Below are 17,542 nucleotides of genomic sequence, written 5' to 3'. Positions count from 1 at the left end.
AGCATGCCCACCAAAGAACATCACCCCAGCGACCTGATCCGCGCCCGCGACCTCGAGGGCGTGGATGTCTGGGCGCTGCCCAGCTTCGACCCGGAACCGGAGCCTGAGCCCCAGCCTGCGCCAGAACCCGAGGTAATCGAGGAAGAAGTCGAGGAAGTGCCGCTGGAAGAAGTCCAGCCACTGACCCTGGAAGAACTCGAGGCCATCCGCCAGGAAGCCTACAACGAAGGCTTCGCCACCGGTGAGCGCGAGGGCTTCCATAGCACCCAGCTCAAGGTCCGCCAGGAAGCCGAAGAGGCCCTGAAGGCCAAGCTGGAAAGCCTCGACCGGCTGATGACCAACCTGATGGAGCCGATCGCCGAGCAAGACACCCAGATCGAGAAAACCTTGGTCCATCTGGTGGCACACATGACCCGCCAGGTGATCGGTCGCGAACTGCGGGGCGATTCCAGCCAGATCACCCAGGTACTGCGCGAAGCGCTCAAGCTGCTGCCCATGGGCGCGGACAATATCCGCATCCACCTCAACCCGCAGGATTTCGAGCTGGCCAAGGCCCTGCGCGAACGCCATGAGGAAAGCTGGCGGCTGCTCGAGGACAGCGCACTGCTACCCGGCGGCTGCCGTATCGAGACCGCGCACAGCCGCATCGACGCGACCATGGAAACCCGCATCGAGAAAGCCGTGGCCCAACTGTTCGACCAGTTGCACGACCATTCGCTGCACCCGGCAGCGCCGGACATGTCGGTAGACCTGGACAGCCTGCCAGAGCGCGCCGTGGGTAACCCGGATGCATCTTGAGCGCACCAGTTTCGGCAAGCGCCTGGGCAGCTATGCCGAGGCCATCGAGCTGCCGGCCCAACCCATCGTCGAAGGCCGCCTGTTGCGCATGGTCGGCCTCACCCTGGAAGCCGAAGGCCTGCGCGCTGCAGTCGGCAGCCGCTGCCTGGTAATCAACGATGACAGCTACCACCCGGTGCAGGTGGAAGCCGAAGTCATGGGCTTTGCCGGGTCCAAGGTATTTCTCATGCCGGTCGGCAGCATTGTCGGCATCGCCCCCGGCGCCCGCGTGGTGCCGCTGGATGACAGCGGCCGCCTGCCCATGGGCATGAGCATGCTCGGCAGAGTGCTCGACGGCGCCGGCCGCGCACTGGATGGCAAAGGTGGGATGAAGGCCGAGGACTGGGTGCCGATGGACGGCCCGGTGATCAACCCGTTGAACCGCGACCCCATCAGCAAGCCGCTGGATGTGGGTATTCGCAGCATCAATGGCCTGCTCACCGTCGGTCGCGGCCAGCGCCTGGGCCTGTTTGCCGGTACCGGCGTGGGCAAGTCGGTGTTGCTGGGCATGATGACCCGCTTCACCGAAGCCGAAATCATCGTCGTCGGCCTGATCGGTGAGCGGGGGCGCGAGGTCAAGGAGTTCATCGAACATATTCTTGGTGAAGAAGGCCTCAAGCGCTCTGTGGTGGTCGCTTCGCCCGCCGACGATGCGCCGCTGATGCGCCTGCGTGCGGCCATGTACTGCACGCGTATTGCCGAGTACTTCCGCGACAAGGGCAAGAACGTGCTGTTGCTGATGGACTCGCTGACCCGTTTTGCCCAGGCTCAGCGGGAAATCGCCCTGGCCATCGGCGAGCCGCCGGCTACCCGGGGTTACCCGCCGTCGGTGTTCGCCAAGCTGCCCAAGCTGGTGGAGCGGGCCGGCAACGGCGAGCCAGGCGGTGGTTCGATCACCGCGTTCTATACCGTGTTGTCCGAAGGTGACGACCAGCAGGATCCGATTGCCGACGCGGCGCGCGGTGTGCTCGATGGCCACTTTGTGCTGTCGCGGCGGTTGGCCGAGGAAGGCCATTATCCGGCCATCGATATCGAAGCCTCGATCAGCCGGGTCATGCCCCAGGTGGTCGATGCCGATCATTTGCGCCAGGCGCAAAAGTTCAAGCAGTTGTGGTCGCGCCTGTCGCAAAGCCGCGACCTGATCAGCGTGGGCGCATACGTGGCGGGTGGCGACCCGGAAACCGACCTGGCCATTGCCTTGCAATCGAAGCTGCTGGAGTTTCTGCGCCAGGGCCTGCGCGAGAGCGTGGGCATGGCGCAGAGCCGTGAACAGTTGGGGGCGATCTTTGCGCCCCCGGCGGGCGGTTGATAGGCCATGGCGTTGCCCGGACGTGCCGCGCGCCTGGCGCCGGTGGTGGACATGGCCGAAGAGGCCGAGCGCCAGGCGGCCCAGCGCCTTGGGCATTTCCAGCAGCAGGTGGCCACCGCCCAGGCCAAGCTGGCCGAGCTCGAGCGGTTTCGCGAGGATTACCAGCTGCAGTGGATCAACCGTGGCGGGCAGGGGGTAAATGGTAGCTGGCTGGTCAATTACCAGCGTTTTCTCGGGCAGCTGGAAACGGCCATGACGCAGCAGCGCCAGAGCCTGGCCTGGCACCAGAACAACCTCAACAACGCCCGCGGCACCTGGCAGCAGGCCTATGCCCGGGTGGAAGGCTTGCGCAAGCTGGTGCAGCGCTACCTGGACGAAGCCAGGCGCGCCGAAGACAAGCGCGAGCAGCGCTTGCTCGACGAGCTGTCCCAGCGCCTGCCGCGGCAGAATCATCTATAGCCTGTAATGGCCTCTTCGCGGGTAAACCCGCTCCCACAAGTACGACGCAGGATTCGAAGTGGTGGAGATCCTGTGGGAGCGGGTTTACCCGCGAAGAGGCCAGTACAGGCAGCACATATATGTCGCGCTGCACGCAGAATCGTGTGCTTGCCACCCCCGGCATCGCCTGCTAAACCTTTAAGGAGTTGCATCCGCCATCATCGAAGGAATCGCTAGCATGGCAGTCGAGACTGATTTTTCGCAGGATGGGAAAAAGCTGACGATAAAGATCAAGGGGCGCTTCGATTTCGGCAAGCACCAGGAATTTCGTGACGCCTACGAACGCCAGCCCCGCCGGCCCGATTCGGTGGTCGTCGACCTGAAGGACACCACCTACCTCGACAGTTCTGCACTCGGCATGCTGCTGTTGCTGCGTGACCATGCGGGCGGCGATGATTCGGATGTGCGGGTGGTGCATGCCAGCTCCGATGTGCGCAAGATCCTCGCCATCTCCAATTTCGAAAAACTCTTCGATATCAGTTGAGCGCCGACATGCCCGCCGAACAGGCGTTGACCGTGCTGGTCGCCGAAGACGGTGCCGCCGACCGTCTGCTGCTGGCGCAGATCGTGCGCCGGCAGGGTCATCAGGTATTCACCGCGGAAAACGGCGAGCAGGCGGTGGCACTGTTCATCGAGCGGCGCCCGCAACTGGTGCTGCTGGATGCACTGATGCCGGTGATGGACGGCTTCGAGGCGGCGCGGCAGATCAAGACCCTGGCCGGCGAAGCGCTGGTGCCGATCATTTTCCTGACGTCATTGAACGAGGAGGAAGGCCTGGTGCGCTGCCTGGAGGCCGGGGGCGACGACTTCATGGCCAAGCCCTACAGTGCGGTTATCCTCGGCGCCAAGATCCGCGCCATGGACCGCCTGCGCCGGCTGCAGGCCACCGTGCTGGAGCAGCGTGACCAGATTACCCGGCACCACCACCACCTGCTCAACGAGCAGCGGGTGGCCAAGGCAGTATTCGACAAGGTGGCCCACTCCGGCTGCCTGGCCGCGCCCAACATCCGCTACCTGCAGTCGCCCTATGCGCTGTTCAATGGCGATCTGATGCTGGCCGCGTTCACCCCGTCCGGCGACATGCGCGTGCTGCTTGGCGATTTCACCGGCCACGGCCTGCCAGCGGCGGTGGGGGCCATGCCGCTGGCTGAAGTGTTCTACGGCATGACTGCCAAGGGCTACGGCATGGCCCAGGTCCTGCGCGAGATGAACGCCAAGCTCAAACGCATCCTGCCGGTGGACATGTTCTGTTGTGCGCTGTTGCTCAACCTCAGCATGCAGCGCGGTTCGGTGGAGGTGTGGAACGGTGGCATGCCTGATGGCTATCGCCTGGCAGTGGATGGCCAGGTGCTGTCGGTGCTGAGTTCGCGACACCTGCCACTGGGCATCCTGGATGCCGAGCGTTTCGATGACAGTACCGAAGTGTTGCCGTTGGCACCAGGCGAGCGCCTGCTGCTGCTGTCGGACGGCGTGCTGGACACTGCCGACGACCAGGAACGCCTGTTCGGCGTGCAGCGCCTGCGCAGGGTGCTGGCCGACAACCGTGACCCGGTGCGGCTGTTCGACGAAGTGATGCAGGCCCTGGAGCGCTTTGGCGGGCGCCCGCGCGATGACATCAGCTTGTGCGACATTCGCATGTTCAGCGCCGAGGAGCGGGTGCCGGCGCCTATGATCTACTCTGATAGCGGCCGCTCCAGCCCGCTGGACTGGTCGCTGGGGTTCGAGGTGCGTGGCCAGAGCCTGAAACGCTTCAACCCGGTGCCGTACCTGGTGCAATTGTTGCAGGAGATTCACGGCCTGCGCGCACGTACCGGCAACCTGCACAGTGTGCTCAGCGAGCTGTATTCCAACGCCCTGGAGCATGGCGTGCTGGGCCTGGACTCGCAGCTCAAACGCGATGTACAGGGCTTTGCCGACTACTATCAGGAACGCGCTCGGCGCCTTGGGGTGCTGACCGACGGTTACGTACGCATCGACTTCCAGGTTGAACCGCAGGCCGATGGCGGGCGTCTGATGATCGAGGTCCGTGACAGCGGTGCCGGGTTCGATGTGCAGCGCGTGCTGTCGCGGCCCTCGCTGGCGCAGGAGCTGAGCGGGCGAGGCCTGAACCTGGTGCGGCGGTTGGCCAGCAGTGCGCACTGGAGTGATGGCGGGCGCTGCGCGCATGTGGAGTTCGTCTGGTGAGCCACGGGTTGGCTCGGGCATAATCTGGCTTGATCAAGGAGTGAACAAGTGACTGACATGCATATTGACCACAAGGTACTCAGCGACCTGCGTGAGATCATGGAAGATGGCTACCTGCAGTTGGTGCAAACCTTTCTCGACGACTCCGAGCAGCGCCTTGATCAGCTGCACGCGGCCAAAAGTGCCGAAGAGCTCAGTTCTGCAGCCCACAGTTTCAAGGGCAGCAGCAGCAACATGGGCGCAGTTGTGTTGGCCAGTCTGTGCCAGCAGCTGGAGGAGCGCGCGCAGCGGCCCCCACTGTATGGCATCGAGGACCTGATCAGCCGCATCGACTTGGAGTTCGTCGAGGTGCAGCGCTTCTACCGAGGTGAGCAGCAACGCATTTCGGCAGGTTAACCCACAACTTGGCGCGAGTCTTGCGTGTCTCTGGCCGGATTATTTTTTTGTTTCTGGCGCGGAGACTGCTCGATGCCTGTCGCACCCAACCCATTGTTGCAAGGCAACGCCATTGCCACCACCTCGCGGTCGGCCACCACGCAGGCTGAAAAACCTCTGCAGGCGCCGGGCGACAAGGGTGACAGCTTTGGCCAGGTGATGGCCAGGCGGGGCCGCGACAAGGCCGCCGCGCAGGACGACAAGGCCGACCAGGCGAAGCCCAAGGACAAATCCGAGGCGGCACAAGGCGGCAAGAAAGACGCTGCGGAAAAACCCGCCGTTGCCGATGACGGCAAACAATTGCCAGCCGACGATCAGGCTCAGGCGGACACTGGCGTGCGCGATGCCAGCCTTGTGGCCGGCCAGGTAACCGACGCTCAGCCTGGCGCACAGCTGATTCAGGCCCAGGCCGAGGCGGTGGCACCTGTGTTGCAAGCCGCCACGGCGCAGGCTCAGGTCACCGCCGCACTGCCCGAGGAGCCAGTCGCCGAGGAAGCCTTCGACCCTGACGCCGACCCTTTGGCCAACCTGCCGACCTTGCGCCTGGCACTGGAACAAAGCGCCCAGGCCAAAGGGGCGACTTCGGCGCATGCTCTGGACCCTTCACAGGCCCAGGGCGAGGAGGGGCAGATGGCCGTCAATACCTTGGCGAATCTGGTCGAGAATGCCGAGGGTGAAACCGGCGAGCCTGGCGACAAGGCCTTTGCTGGCTTGCTCGAAGATGGCCTGAAGGACACCAAGAGCGCTGGCAGCGATACGCGCGTCGACGATTTCGCCAACCGCCTGGCCAACCTGACCCAGGCCGCCACGGCCAAGACCGCCAATGCCGTGCCGGCCAATGCCAGCCCATTGCACCAACCGCTGCCGATGAACCAGAACGCCTGGGCCGAGGGCCTGGTCAACCGGGTCATGTACCTGTCCAGCCAGAACCTCAGGTCGGCGGATATCCAGTTGGAGCCGGCGGAGCTGGGGCGCCTGGACATTCGCGTCAATGTTGCGACGGACCAGTCGACCCAGATCACCTTCATCAGCGGCCACGCCGGTGTGCGTGACGCCCTCGACAGCCAGGTGCACCGCCTGCGCGAGCTGTTCGCCCAGCAGGGGCTGGCACAACCGGATGTCAACGTGGCCGACCAGTCGCGCGGGCAACAGCAGCAGCAGGGGCAGGCGCAGGGCAGCAACCTGTCCGGGGTGGCGGCGCGCCGGGCCGAGCAGGATGGCGGCGAGGCAGTCGATAGCGCCCGGCCTGTGGAGCAACAGGTGGTTGTTGGCGACAGCGCGGTCGATTATTACGCGTAGATCTCGATTGCCTGTACTGGCCTCTTCGCGGGTAAACCCGCTCCCACAAGTACAATGCAGGATTCGCAACCTGTGCAGGTCCTGTGGGAGCGGGTTCACCTGCGAAGAAGCCAGCACAGTCGTCCCTGCTGAAAAATGCCCTTCTGCAAAATCTGGCATAACACTTGCTCAAGCCAAGCCATTCTCCCTTGAACCCCCGATGGACGACGGATTATTGGCATGGCGAAGAGCGAAGCAGTCAAAGACCCCGCCACTAAAGGCAAACTCAAGCTGATCCTGCTGGCCGTAGTCGGCCTGTTGCTGGCGATCGGCCTTTCGGTGGGCGCTACCTGGTTCATCATGCACAAGAGCGAACCGGCCCCGGCCGCCGATCCTGCAGCCAGCAACGTCAAGCCAGCGGCTATCTACGAAGCACTGGCCCCGGCCTTCGTGGTCAACTTCAACCAGAACGGCCGCCAGCGCTACATGCAGGTGAGCATCACCCTGCAAGCGCGCAGCCAGGCTGACCTGGATGCGCTCAAGGTGCACATGCCGGTGATCCGCAACAACCTGGTGATGATGTTCTCCGGGCAAGGCTTCGACACCCTGGCCGGCAGCCCGGTAGGGCAGGAAATGCTGCGCCAGAAGGCCACCGCAGTGGTCCAGGAAGTGGCGCAGAAGGAAGTCGGCAAGCCGGTCGTCGACCAGTTGCTGTTCACCAATTTCGTATTGCAGTAGGAGTCCGCAATGGCCGTACAGGACCTGCTGTCCCAGGATGAAATCGATGCCCTGTTGCATGGCGTCGACGACGGGCTGGTGCAGACCGAGAGTGCATCCGAGCCTGGCAGCATCAAAAGCTACGACCTGACCAGTCAGGACCGTATCGTGCGGGGCCGCATGCCGACCCTGGAAATGATCAACGAGCGTTTCGCCCGTTACACCCGTATCAGCATGTTCAACCTGCTGCGCCGTTCCGCCGACGTGGCGGTGGGGGGCGTGCAAGTGATGAAGTTCGGCGAATACGTGCACTCGCTGTACGTGCCGACCAGCCTCAACCTGGTCAAGATCAAGCCGCTGCGCGGCACCTCGCTGTTCATCCTCGATGCCAAGCTGGTGTTCAAGCTGGTGGACAACTTCTTCGGCGGCGACGGCCGCCACGCCAAGATCGAAGGCCGCGAATTCACCCCCACCGAACTGCGCGTGGTGCGCATGGTGCTGGACCAGTGCTTCGTCGACCTCAAGGAAGCCTGGCAGGCAATCATGCCGGTCACCTTCGAATACATGAACTCCGAAGTAAACCCGGCCATGGCCAACATCGTCGGCCCCAGCGAGGCGGTGGTGGTGTCCACCTTCCACATCGAACTGGATGGCGGTGGCGGCGACCTGCACGTGACCATGCCGTACTCGATGATCGAGCCCGTGCGGGAAATGCTCGATGCCGGTTTCCAGTCCGACCTGGACGACCAGGACGAGCGCTGGGTCAAGGCCCTGCGCGAGGATGTGCTGGACGTGGCCGTGCCGCTGACCGCCACCGTAGCCCGGCGCCAGCTGAAGCTGCGCGACATCCTGCACATGCAGCCTGGCGACGTGATCCCGGTGGAGCTGCCCGAGCACCTGGTGCTGCGCGCCAACGGCGTGCCGTCGTTCAAGGCGCGCCTGGGTTCGCACAAGGGCAACCTGGCGCTGCAGATCATCGACCCGATCGAACGCCGCTGACGGCGTGCCGGTCACTTCTAACGAATTGAATGCCTGTCGAGGAAACCATGGCTAACGAAAACGAGATCACCTCTGCAGAGGACCAGGCGCTGGCCGATGAGTGGGCTGCGGCCCTGGAAGAAACCGGTGCAGCCGGCCAGGCCGACATCGATGCACTGCTGGGTGGTGACACCGGCAGCAGCGCCGGCGGCCCGGGCCGCCTGCCGATGGAGGAGTTCGCCAGCTCGCCGAAGCCGAACGAAAACGTCAGCCTCGAAGGCCCGAACCTGGACGTGATCCTGGATATCCCGGTGAACATCTCCATGGAAGTGGGCAGCACCGAGATCAACATCCGCAACCTGCTGCAGCTCAACCAGGGCTCGGTGATCGAGCTCGACCGCCTGGCCGGCGAACCGCTCGACGTGCTGGTCAACGGCACGCTGATCGCCCATGGCGAAGTGGTGGTGGTCAACGAAAAGTTCGGCATCCGCCTGACCGACGTGATCAGCCCCAGCGAACGTATCAAGAAGCTGCGCTGAGTGAAGGGCACGATGCGCGCCTTCGCGGCGCTCGCCGCGCTGCTCGCCAGCCAGGCTTGCCTGGCCGCGGCCACACCGGCGGCAACTCCGGCAACCGCGCCTGGCAGCCTCGGTGGGCAGTTGGCGCAGATGGTCTTCGGCCTGTTGCTGGTGGTCGGCCTGATCTTCTTCCTGGCCTGGTTGCTGCGGCGCATGCAAAGCACGGCGGTGAAGGGCGGGCAGGTGATCGAGATCGTCGGCAGCCGGGCCATCGGCCCGCGTGATCGGCTGCTGCTGGTGCAGGTGGGCAAGCAGCAGATCCTGATCGGCCATACCCCTGGCAGCATCGAGGCCCTGCATGTGCTGGCCGAACCCGTGGAAGTGCCGGAAAGTGCCCGTCAGGCGACGCCGGAGTTTGCCCAGCGGCTGATGGAGCTGATGGGCAAGGACCCTAAGGACAAGAAGTGATGAGTGGCGCGCTGCGTGTGTTGTTGACTCTGGCGCTGCTGCTGGCTGCGCCGCTGGCCTTGGGTGCCGACCCGCTGTCGATCCCGGCCATTACCCTGTCCAATACCCCGGACGGGCAGCAGGAATATTCGGTCAGCCTGCAGATCCTGCTGATCATGACGGCGCTCAGCTTCATCCCGGCGTTCGTCATCCTGATGACCAGCTTCACCCGCATCATCATCGTGTTCTCGATCCTGCGTCAGGCCCTGGGCCTGCAGCAGACGCCGTCGAACCAGTTGCTGACTGGCATGGCGCTGTTCCTGACCATGTTCATCATGGCGCCGGTGTTCGACCGGGTGAACCAGGACGCGCTGCAGCCGTACCTGAAGGAGCAGATGACCGCCCAGCAGGCCATAGACAAGGCCCAGGGGCCGCTCAAGGACTTCATGCTGGCACAAACCCGGCAAAGCGACCTCGACCTGTTCATGCGCCTGTCCAAGCGTACCGACATCGCCGGCCCGGACCAGGTGCCGCTGACGATCCTGGTACCGGCGTTCGTCACCTCAGAGCTGAAGACCGCGTTCCAGATCGGTTTCATGATCTTCATCCCGTTCCTGATCATCGACATGGTGGTGGCCAGCGTGCTGATGGCCATGGGCATGATGATGCTGTCGCCGCTGATCATCTCGCTGCCGTTCAAGATCATGCTGTTCGTGCTGGTGGATGGCTGGGCGCTGATCATGGGTACCCTGGCCAGCAGTTTCGGCGGCGTCTGACGCCGTCAAGGAGAGCCGCCGATGACACCTGAAGTCGCTGTCGACCTGTTCCGTGATGCCCTGTGGCTGACCACCCTGATGGTCGCCATACTGGTGGTGCCGAGCCTGCTGGTGGGCCTGGTGGTGGCGATGTTCCAGGCCGCCACGCAGATCAACGAACAGACCCTGAGTTTCCTGCCGCGCCTGCTGGTGATGCTGGTCACGCTGATCGTCGCCGGGCCGTGGCTGGTGCAGAAGTTCATGGAGTACTTCATCAGCCTCTACACCAACATCCCGCATTTGATCGGTTGACGCGCCGATGCTGGAGCTGACCGACACGCAGATCGGCACCTGGGTTGCCACCTTCATCCTGCCGTTGTTCCGGGTGACGGCAGTGCTGATGACCATGCCTATATTCGGCACCCGCATGCTGCCGGCGCGGGTGCGCCTGTATGTGGCCGTGGCTATCACCGTGGTGATCGTCCCGGCCCTGCCGCCCTTGCCCGAGTTCGACCCGTTGAGCCTGCGCGGCCTGCTGCTGTGTGCCGAGCAGGTCATCGTCGGGGCGCTGTTCGGGTTGTCATTGCAGTTGTTGTTCCAGGCGTTCGTGATCGCTGGCCAGGTCGTCGCGGTGCAGATGGGCATGGCCTTCGCATCGATGGTCGACCCGGCGAACGGCGTCAACGTCGCGGTGATCAGCCAGTTCATGACCATGCTGGTGAGCGTGCTGTTCCTGCTGATGAACGGCCATCTGGTGGCGTTCGAGGTGCTGACCGAAAGTTTCACCACCTTGCCGGTGGGCAATGCGCTGGTGGTCAATCAGTTCTGGGAGCTGGCAGGGCGCCTGGGCTGGGTGTTCGGTGCCGGCCTTCTGCTGATTCTGCCGGCTATCGCCGCGCTGCTGGTGGTGAACATCGCCTTTGGCGTAATGACGCGTGCCGCGCCGCAGTTGAACATTTTCTCCATCGGTTTTCCGCTTACCCTGGTCATGGGCATGTTCATTTTCTGGGTTGGCCTGGCGGATATACTTTCCCATTACCAGGCATTGGCCAGCGAAGCGCTGCAATGGCTGCGTGAACTGGCGAGGGCGCGCTGAGCATGGCGGAAAGCGAAAGCGGTCAGGACAAGACAGAAGAACCCACCGACAAGCGCAAGCGCGATGCTCGCGAGAAAGGCGAGATCGCGCGTTCCAAGGAACTGAATACGGTGGCGGTGACCCTGGCCGGCGCCGGTGGCCTGTTGGCGTTTGGCGGCCACCTGGCCGAGACGCTGCTGGCGATCATGCGCATGAACTTCAGCCTGACCCGCGACTTCATCACCGATGAGCGGGCCATGGGTGCCTTCCTGCTGGCCTCGGGCAAGATGGCCATCTGGGCGGTGCAGCCGATATTGATCCTGTTGTTCGTGATTTCCTTCGTCGCGCCGATCGCCCTGGGCGGTTTCCTGTTTTCCGGCAGCCTGTTGCAGCCGAAATTCAGCCGTATGAATCCCTTGTCAGGGGTCAAGCGCATGTTCTCGATGAATGCCCTGACCGAACTCTTGAAAGCGTTCGCCAAGTTTCTCGTGATTCTGGTCGTGGCGGTAGTGGTGCTGGTCAATGACCGTCAGGCGCTGCTGGCCATTGCCAACGAGCCGTTGGAGCAGGCGATCATCCATAGCCTGCAGGTGGTGGGCTGGAGTGCGTTGTGGATGTCGGCGGGGCTGCTGTTGATTGCGGCGGCGGACGTGCCGTTCCAGCTGTGGCAGGCGCACAACAAGCTGAAGATGACCAAGCAGGAAGTCAAGGACGAGTACAAGGACAGTGAAGGCAAGCCCGAGGTCAAGCAGCGTATTCGCCAGCTGCAGCGTGAGGCTTCGCAGCGGCGCATGATGGCGGCCGTGCCCGAAGCCGACGTGATCATCACCAACCCGACGCACTACGCGGTTGCCTTGCAATACGACCCGGAGAAGGGCGGGGCGGCGCCATTGCTGCTGGCCAAGGGCACGGATTTCATTGCCTTGAAGATTCGCGAGATCGGTGTGGAGCACAAGGTCCAGATCCTCGAGTCGCCGGCGTTGGCGCGGGCGATCTATTACTCCACCGAGCTTGAGCAGGAAATCCCCGCCGGCTTGTACCTGGCGGTGGCGCAGGTGCTGGCCTATGTGTTCCAGATCCGTCAGTACCGGGCCGGCAAGGGCAAGCGGCCAGAGCCGCTGAAAGACGACCTGCCGATTCCGCCGGACCTGCGTCGCGACAGTTGACCTTGTGTCAGGGCTTCTTCTGGCCCTTTCGCGGGTGAACCCGCTCCCACAGGTCCTCTGCGGGCTTGAAAACTGTGCGGTCCCTGTGGGAGCGGGTTCACCCGCGAAGAGGCCGGAACAGGCAAGATAAATCCCCCGTCGAGCAAAGTTGGAAGGCTTCTTGCAAAGCCAGCGCCAGGCGCCCCCTGTGCGTCAAAGTTTTGCATCAAGAGGACTCGCGGTGGATCGCACTCAGTTAATCAGCAACGCCCGTAACAACCTGGCCGGGCTCGGTCGGGGCAACCTGGGTGTGCCGCTGTTGCTGCTGGTGATGTTGGCAATGATGATGTTGCCGATACCGCCGTTCCTGCTCGACGTGTTCTTCACCTTCAACATTGCCCTGTCGATCGTGGTCCTGCTGGTCTGCGTCTATGCGCTGCGCCCGCTCGACTTCGCCGCGTTCCCCACCATCCTGCTGGTGGCCACGCTGTTGCGCCTGGCCCTGAACGTTGCCTCCACCCGGGTTGTGATGCTGCATGGCCAGGAGGGCCACGGCGCAGCCGGCAAGGTGATCCAGGCCTTCGGCGAGGTGGTGATCGGCGGTAACTACGTGGTCGGTGCCGTGGTGTTCGCCATCCTCATGATCATCAACTTCGTGGTAGTGACCAAGGGCGCCGGGCGTATCTCGGAAGTGAGCGCGCGTTTCACCCTCGACGCCATGCCCGGCAAGCAGATGGCCATCGACGCCGACCTCAACGCCGGCCTGATCGACCAGGCCCAGGCCAAGCACCGCCGCGCCGAAGTGGCGCAGGAAGCCGAGTTCTACGGTTCGATGGACGGTGCCAGCAAGTTCGTTCGCGGTGACGCCATCGCCGGCCTGCTGATCCTGTTCATCAACCTGATCGGCGGCATGCTGATCGGCATGCTGCAGCACGGCATGAGCTTTGGCGATGCCGGCAAGGTGTACGCTTTGCTGACCATCGGTGACGGTTTGGTGGCGCAATTGCCATCACTGCTGCTGTCCACCGCTGCCGCGATCATGGTTACCCGCGCCTCGGGCTCCGAGGACATGGGCAAGCTGATCAACCGGCAGATGTTCGATTCGCCCAAGGCCCTGGCGGTGTCCGGCGCGCTCATGATCGTCATGGGCCTGGTGCCGGGCATGCCGCACGTGGCCTTCCTCAGCCTTGGCCTGCTGGCCTGTGGTGGCGCCTACCTGGTATGGAAAAAGCAGCAGAAGGCCAAGGCGCAAGCGCTGCAGGAGGCGCAGCGCCAGCAGGACCTGCTGCCCTCGCCACAGCGCGCGCTGGAAACCAAGGAACTGGGCTGGGACGACGTCACGCCGATCGACATGATTGGCCTGGAGGTCGGCTACCGGCTGATCCCGCTGGTCGATCGCAACCAGGGCGGCCAGTTGCTGGCGCGGATCAAGGGCGTGCGCAAGAAACTGTCGCAAGATCTGGGCTTCCTCATGCCCACCGTGCACATCCGCGACAACCTCGACCTGCAGCCCAGCGCCTATCGCCTGACCTTGATGGGGGTGATCCTGGCGGAGGCCGAGATCTATCCGGACCGCGAACTGGCAATCAACCCGGGCCAGGTGTTTGGCACCCTCAACGGCATTGCCGCGCGCGACCCGGCGTTCGGCCTGGAGGCCGTGTGGATTGATGTTGGCCAGCGTTCCCAGGCACAGTCGCTGGGCTACACCGTGGTCGACGCCAGCACCGTGGTGGCCACCCACCTGAACCAGATTCTGCAGAAGCACTGCCACGAGCTGATTGGCCATGAAGAGGTCCAGCAACTACTGCAGGTGCTAGCCAAGGCATCGCCTAAACTTGCAGAAGAGCTTGTGCCAGGTGTCATTTCATTGTCGGGTCTGCTCAAGGTGCTGCAAGCGCTGTTGTCGGAGCAGGTGCCGGTGCGCGATATTCGCAGTATCGCCGAGGCGATCGCGAACAACGCCGGCAAGAGTCAAGATACCGCCGCGCTGGTGGCGGCGGTGCGCGTCGGATTGTGTCGCGCCATCGTGCAAAGCATTGTCGGCATTGAGTCGGAGCTGCCAGTGATTACCCTGGAGCCAAGATTGGAACAGATTTTGCTCAATAGTCTGCAGAGGGCCGGGCAAGGTCAGGAAGACGGTGTTCTTCTGGAGCCGAGCATGGCCGAGAAGCTGCAGCGTTCGTTGATCGAGGCGGCCCAGCGCCAGGAAATGCAGGGCCAGCCGGCCATCCTTCTGGTCGCCGGCCCGATCCGCGCCATGCTGTCGCGTTTCGGTCGCCTGGCTGTACCGAATTTGCATGTTCTGGCGTATCAGGAAATACCTGACAACAAGCAAGTCACCATCGTTGCCACCGTGGGCCCTAACGGCTGAGGTAGGGGATAATGCAAGTTAAGCGATTTTTCGCCGCCGATATGCGTCAGGCCATGAAGCTGGTCCGTGATGAGCTGGGCGCCGATGCCGCCATCATCGGCAACCGCCGCATCGCCGGCGGTGTCGAGCTGACGGCTGCGCTGGACTACAAACTGTCCGCCTTGGCCCCGCGTGTGCCTAACGCCGAGCTGGAAGAAGAGCTGCGCAAGACCCATACGCGCATCGCCACTGCCCGCGCCGAGCTGGATCCCCGCCCGGACAGCAGCGACAACAACCGCCAATTGTTCGCCGGGCAGTCGCTGACCGCCGCCGAGCCGTTGATCGAACCGCACGTCGATGCGCCCGAGGCCGCCGCTGCAGCCCCCGCATCGGCACCGGTCGACCCGCGTCTGTTCGATGCCATGCGCTCCGAGCTGTCGGGCCTGCGCGAGCTGCTGGAAGTGCAGCTCGGCTCGCTGGCCTGGAATCAGCTGCAGGGCAGCAAGCCGCAGCAGGCCACCGTCTGGCGCCGGCTGCAGCGCATCGGCCTGTCCGGGCCGATCGCCCGTGAGCTGCTGGACCTGACTGCCGAGATCGACGAGCCACGCCAGGCCTGGCGCATGTTGCTGGCGCACCTGGCGCGGATGATCGAAATCCCTGAGGTCGAGCCAATCGAAGAGGGGGGTGTGATCGCCATGGTCGGCCCGGCCGGCATGGGCAAGACCACCACCCTGGCCAAGCTGGCCGCCCGCTACGTGCTCAAGTACGGCGCGCAGAACCTGGCACTGGTGAGCATGGACAGCTTCCGCATCGGCGCCCAGGAGCAGCTCAAGACCCTGGGCCGCATCCTCAACGTGCCGGTGACCTACGTCGACCCGGGCCAGTCGCTGGCTGCGGCGCTGGAGCCGCTGCTGCGCAAGCGCGTGGTGCTGATCGATACCGCCGGCCTGCAGGCCAGCGACCCGGCCCTGCGCATGCAGCTGGACACCCTGGCCGGGCGTGGCATTGCCGCGAAGAACTACCTGGTGCTGGCCACTACCAGCCAGAAGCAGGTGCTGACTGCCGCCTACCACAGCTACAAGCGCTGCGGCCTGGCCGGTTGCATCCTGACCAAACTCGATGAAACGGCAAGCCTTGGCGACGTGCTGAGCCTTGCCATCAGTCATGAACTGCCGGTGGCCTACCTGACCGATGGGCCGCGCATTCCTGACGACCTGCACCTGCCTCGGGGGCACCAGTTGGTCTCCCGCGCGGTCAATGTGCAGCAGCAGGACGAGCCCAGCGAAGAGGCCATGGCCGACATGTTCGCTGATCTCTATCACAACCCACGGCGAGCGGGTTGATGATGAAGCGTGTGCAAGGTAGCTATGCCAAGGGGTACGCAGAATTGCCCTACGTGTGGCCTGAGTCCCAGCGAGACAAGGTAAAGAACAGACATGGGTAGCATGCATCCCGTACAGGTGATCGCCGTGACCGGTGGCAAAGGTGGCGTCGGCAAGACTAACGTTTCAGTGAACCTGTCCCTGGCGCTGGCCGAGCTTGGCCGCAGGGTCATGCTGCTGGACGCCGACCTGGGCCTGGCCAATGTCGACGTGCTGCTGGGCCTTACCCCCAAGCGGACCCTGGCCGATGTCATCGAGGGGCGCTGCGAGCTGCGCGACGTGATGCTGCAGGGCCCCGGTGGTGTGCGCATCGTGCCGGCTGCCTCGGGCACGCAGAGCATGGTGCACCTGGCCCCGGCCCAGCATGCCGGGCTGATCCAGGCGTTCAGCGAAGTCGGCGACAACCTCGACGTGCTGGTGATCGACACTGCGGCCGGTATCGGTGATTCGGTGGTCAGCTTTGTCCGCGCTGCCCAGGAAGTGCTGCTGGTGGTATGCGACGAACCCACCTCGATCACCGACGCCTACGCCCTGATCAAGCTGCTCAACCGCGACTACGGCATGAACCGTTTCCGCGTGCTGGCCAACATGGCGCAGAGCCCACAGGAAGGCCGCAACCTGTTCGCCAAGCTGACCAAGGTCACCGACCGCTTCCTCGACGTTGCCTTGCAGTACGTGGGCGCCGTGCCGTATGACGAGTGCGTGCGCAAGGCGGTACAGAAGCAGCGTGCCGTGTACGAAGCCTTCCCACGCTCCAAGTGCGCGCTGGCCTTCAAGGCGATTGCCCAGAAGGTCGACAGCTGGCCGCTGCCGGCCAACCCGCGCGGCCACCTGGAGTTCTTTGTCGAGCGTCTGGTGCAACCTACCAGCGCGGGACCTGTGTTATGAACGCCAGTGGTTTCAAGATGTACAGCCGGGCGTCGAAAGACGCCCAGTGCGAGCTGATCGAGCGCTACGCCCCGCTGGTCAAGCGCATCGCCTACCACCTGCTGGCGCGGCTGCCAGCCAACGTGCAGGTCGAGGACCTGATCCAGGCCGGCATGATCGGCCTGCTGGAAGTGGCCAACAAGTATGACGCCAGCAAGGGCGCGAGCTTTGAAACCTACGCCGGCATCCGCATTCGCGGGGCCATGCTCGATGAAGTGCGCAAGGGCGACTGGGCGCCGCGTTCGGTGCACCGCAACACCCGCATGGTCAGTGACGCGATGCGTGCGGTTGAAGCCAGAACCGGCCGTGACGCTAAAGATCATGAAGTTGCTGCCGAACTCCAATTGAGTCTCGATGATTACTACGGGATCTTGAACGACACCCTGGGCAGCCGCCTGTTCAGCTTCGACGACCTGTTGCAGGACGGCGAGCACGAAGGGCTGCATGAGGATGGCGCCAGTGGCCAGGTAGAACCTGCGCGTGGCCTGGAAGACGAGCGCTTCCAGATTGCCCTGACCGAGGCCATCGCCAACCTGCCGGAGCGTGAGCGCCTGGTGCTGGCGCTGTACTACGACGAAGAGCTGAACCTCAAGGAAATCGGTGAGGTGCTAGGGGTCAGCGAGTCGCGGGTCAGCCAATTGCACAGCCAGTGTGCCGCGCGCCTGCGCAGCCGCCTGGGGGAATGGCGGGCGCGTTGAGCCTGCTGT

At 63.8% G+C, this 17,542-nt stretch carries 19 protein-coding genes; all 19 read left to right on the top strand.

The window, feature by feature from the left end; translation table 11 throughout:
* Positions 1–3: 3 nt before the first annotated feature.
* The 19 genes from fliH to fliA all read left to right on the top strand — a co-directional run bounded on the left by fliH (position 4) and on the right by fliA (position 17,533).
* Positions 4–798, top strand: a complete 795-nt coding sequence (gene fliH / locus RIN61_RS03790) for a flagellar assembly protein FliH (RefSeq protein WP_112253086.1) — start codon at positions 4–6, stop codon at positions 796–798.
* Positions 788–2,146 carry a flagellar protein export ATPase FliI gene (fliI, locus tag RIN61_RS03785; RefSeq protein ID WP_112253085.1) on the top strand — a complete coding sequence of 453 codons (1,359 nt, stop codon included), beginning with the start codon at positions 788–790 and terminating at the stop codon, positions 2,144–2,146. The genes fliH and fliI overlap by 11 nt, the downstream gene beginning before the upstream one ends.
* A gap of 6 nt (positions 2,147–2,152) precedes the next feature.
* On the top strand, positions 2,153–2,605 hold the full coding sequence (gene fliJ / locus RIN61_RS03780; RefSeq protein WP_112253084.1) for a flagellar export protein FliJ: 453 nt from the start codon (positions 2,153–2,155) through the stop codon (positions 2,603–2,605).
* 217 nt (positions 2,606–2,822) lie between these two features.
* Positions 2,823–3,128, top strand: a complete 306-nt coding sequence (locus RIN61_RS03775) for an STAS domain-containing protein (protein ID WP_112253083.1) — start codon at positions 2,823–2,825, stop codon at positions 3,126–3,128.
* 8 nt (positions 3,129–3,136) lie between these two features.
* Positions 3,137–4,828 carry a fused response regulator/phosphatase gene (locus RIN61_RS03770; RefSeq protein WP_112253082.1) on the top strand — a complete coding sequence of 564 codons (1,692 nt, stop codon included), beginning with the start codon at positions 3,137–3,139 and terminating at the stop codon, positions 4,826–4,828.
* A gap of 48 nt (positions 4,829–4,876) precedes the next feature.
* The gene (locus RIN61_RS03765; protein WP_207878144.1) at positions 4,877–5,224 is read left to right on the top strand and encodes an Hpt domain-containing protein; all 348 of its coding nucleotides are present in this window, start codon (positions 4,877–4,879) and stop codon (positions 5,222–5,224) included.
* A 72-nt stretch (positions 5,225–5,296) separates the two neighbouring features.
* Positions 5,297–6,562, top strand: a complete 1,266-nt coding sequence (locus RIN61_RS03760) for a flagellar hook-length control protein FliK (protein WP_313855843.1) — start codon at positions 5,297–5,299, stop codon at positions 6,560–6,562.
* Between the two features lie 219 nt (positions 6,563–6,781).
* Entirely contained in the window at positions 6,782–7,279 is a 498-nt protein-coding gene (gene fliL, locus RIN61_RS03755; RefSeq protein ID WP_025340078.1) for a flagellar basal body-associated protein FliL, read from the top strand.
* Between the two features lie 9 nt (positions 7,280–7,288).
* Positions 7,289–8,257: a flagellar motor switch protein FliM gene (fliM, locus tag RIN61_RS03750; RefSeq protein ID WP_013973595.1), complete on the top strand. Its 969-nt coding sequence runs from the start codon at positions 7,289–7,291 to the stop codon at positions 8,255–8,257.
* A 47-nt stretch (positions 8,258–8,304) separates the two neighbouring features.
* Entirely contained in the window at positions 8,305–8,775 is a 471-nt protein-coding gene (fliN, locus tag RIN61_RS03745; RefSeq protein ID WP_112253253.1) for a flagellar motor switch protein FliN, read from the top strand.
* Between the two features lie 12 nt (positions 8,776–8,787).
* On the top strand, positions 8,788–9,222 hold the full coding sequence (gene fliO / locus RIN61_RS03740) for a flagellar biosynthetic protein FliO (protein ID WP_112253252.1): 435 nt from the start codon (positions 8,788–8,790) through the stop codon (positions 9,220–9,222).
* Complete coding sequence (gene fliP, locus RIN61_RS03735) at positions 9,222–9,977, top strand: flagellar type III secretion system pore protein FliP (RefSeq protein ID WP_038410037.1); 756 nt, start codon at positions 9,222–9,224, stop codon at positions 9,975–9,977. Before fliO ends, fliP begins: the two co-directional genes overlap by 1 nt.
* A 21-nt stretch (positions 9,978–9,998) precedes the next feature.
* Positions 9,999–10,268: a flagellar biosynthesis protein FliQ gene (fliQ, locus tag RIN61_RS03730; protein ID WP_112253079.1), complete on the top strand. Its 270-nt coding sequence runs from the start codon at positions 9,999–10,001 to the stop codon at positions 10,266–10,268.
* Between the two features lie 7 nt (positions 10,269–10,275).
* Positions 10,276–11,052 carry a flagellar biosynthetic protein FliR gene (gene fliR, locus RIN61_RS03725; protein ID WP_021785189.1) on the top strand — a complete coding sequence of 259 codons (777 nt, stop codon included), beginning with the start codon at positions 10,276–10,278 and terminating at the stop codon, positions 11,050–11,052.
* A gap of 2 nt (positions 11,053–11,054) precedes the next feature.
* Positions 11,055–12,197, top strand: a complete 1,143-nt coding sequence (gene flhB / locus RIN61_RS03720) for a flagellar biosynthesis protein FlhB (protein WP_112253078.1) — start codon at positions 11,055–11,057, stop codon at positions 12,195–12,197.
* Between the two features lie 220 nt (positions 12,198–12,417).
* A complete protein-coding gene (flhA, locus tag RIN61_RS03715; RefSeq protein ID WP_215521093.1) occupies positions 12,418–14,547 on the top strand; it encodes a flagellar biosynthesis protein FlhA in 2,130 nt (709 codons plus the stop codon).
* Positions 14,548–14,558: 11 nt separating this feature from the next.
* Entirely contained in the window at positions 14,559–15,869 is a 1,311-nt protein-coding gene (gene flhF, locus RIN61_RS03710; RefSeq protein WP_112253076.1) for a flagellar biosynthesis GTPase FlhF, read from the top strand.
* Positions 15,870–15,962: 93 nt separating this feature from the next.
* Positions 15,963–16,796, top strand: coding sequence for a flagellar synthesis regulator FleN (gene fleN / locus RIN61_RS03705; protein ID WP_039612698.1), 834 nt, complete (start codon positions 15,963–15,965; stop codon positions 16,794–16,796).
* Positions 16,793–17,533, top strand: a complete 741-nt coding sequence (gene fliA, locus RIN61_RS03700; protein ID WP_215521094.1) for an RNA polymerase sigma factor FliA — start codon at positions 16,793–16,795, stop codon at positions 17,531–17,533. Before fleN ends, fliA begins: the two co-directional genes overlap by 4 nt.
* Positions 17,534–17,542 lie beyond the last annotated feature (9 nt).

The organism is Pseudomonas inefficax (assembly GCF_032164165.1).
Classification (GTDB): Bacteria; Pseudomonadota; Gammaproteobacteria; order Pseudomonadales; family Pseudomonadaceae; genus Aquipseudomonas; species Aquipseudomonas inefficax.
Note: the sequence above shows the minus strand (reverse complement) of the source record. Positions and strands in the feature narration are given on the sequence as shown.

Coding starts and splice junctions, on each gene's coding strand:
- fliH (WP_112253086.1), top strand. CDS start 4: ATGCCCACCAAAGAACATCACCCCAGCGACCTGATCCGCGCCCGCGAC.
- fliI (WP_112253085.1), top strand. CDS start 788: ATGCATCTTGAGCGCACCAGTTTCGGCAAGCGCCTGGGCAGCTATGCC.
- fliJ (WP_112253084.1), top strand. CDS start 2,153: ATGGCGTTGCCCGGACGTGCCGCGCGCCTGGCGCCGGTGGTGGACATG.
- RIN61_RS03775 (WP_112253083.1), top strand. CDS start 2,823: ATGGCAGTCGAGACTGATTTTTCGCAGGATGGGAAAAAGCTGACGATA.
- RIN61_RS03770 (WP_112253082.1), top strand. CDS start 3,137: ATGCCCGCCGAACAGGCGTTGACCGTGCTGGTCGCCGAAGACGGTGCC.
- RIN61_RS03760 (WP_313855843.1), top strand. CDS start 5,297: ATGCCTGTCGCACCCAACCCATTGTTGCAAGGCAACGCCATTGCCACC.
- fliL (WP_025340078.1), top strand. CDS start 6,782: ATGGCGAAGAGCGAAGCAGTCAAAGACCCCGCCACTAAAGGCAAACTC.
- fliM (WP_013973595.1), top strand. CDS start 7,289: ATGGCCGTACAGGACCTGCTGTCCCAGGATGAAATCGATGCCCTGTTG.
- fliN (WP_112253253.1), top strand. CDS start 8,305: ATGGCTAACGAAAACGAGATCACCTCTGCAGAGGACCAGGCGCTGGCC.
- fliO (WP_112253252.1), top strand. CDS start 8,788: ATGCGCGCCTTCGCGGCGCTCGCCGCGCTGCTCGCCAGCCAGGCTTGC.
- fliP (WP_038410037.1), top strand. CDS start 9,222: ATGAGTGGCGCGCTGCGTGTGTTGTTGACTCTGGCGCTGCTGCTGGCT.
- fliQ (WP_112253079.1), top strand. CDS start 9,999: ATGACACCTGAAGTCGCTGTCGACCTGTTCCGTGATGCCCTGTGGCTG.
- fliR (WP_021785189.1), top strand. CDS start 10,276: ATGCTGGAGCTGACCGACACGCAGATCGGCACCTGGGTTGCCACCTTC.
- flhB (WP_112253078.1), top strand. CDS start 11,055: ATGGCGGAAAGCGAAAGCGGTCAGGACAAGACAGAAGAACCCACCGAC.
- flhF (WP_112253076.1), top strand. CDS start 14,559: ATGCAAGTTAAGCGATTTTTCGCCGCCGATATGCGTCAGGCCATGAAG.
- fleN (WP_039612698.1), top strand. CDS start 15,963: ATGGGTAGCATGCATCCCGTACAGGTGATCGCCGTGACCGGTGGCAAA.
- fliA (WP_215521094.1), top strand. CDS start 16,793: ATGAACGCCAGTGGTTTCAAGATGTACAGCCGGGCGTCGAAAGACGCC.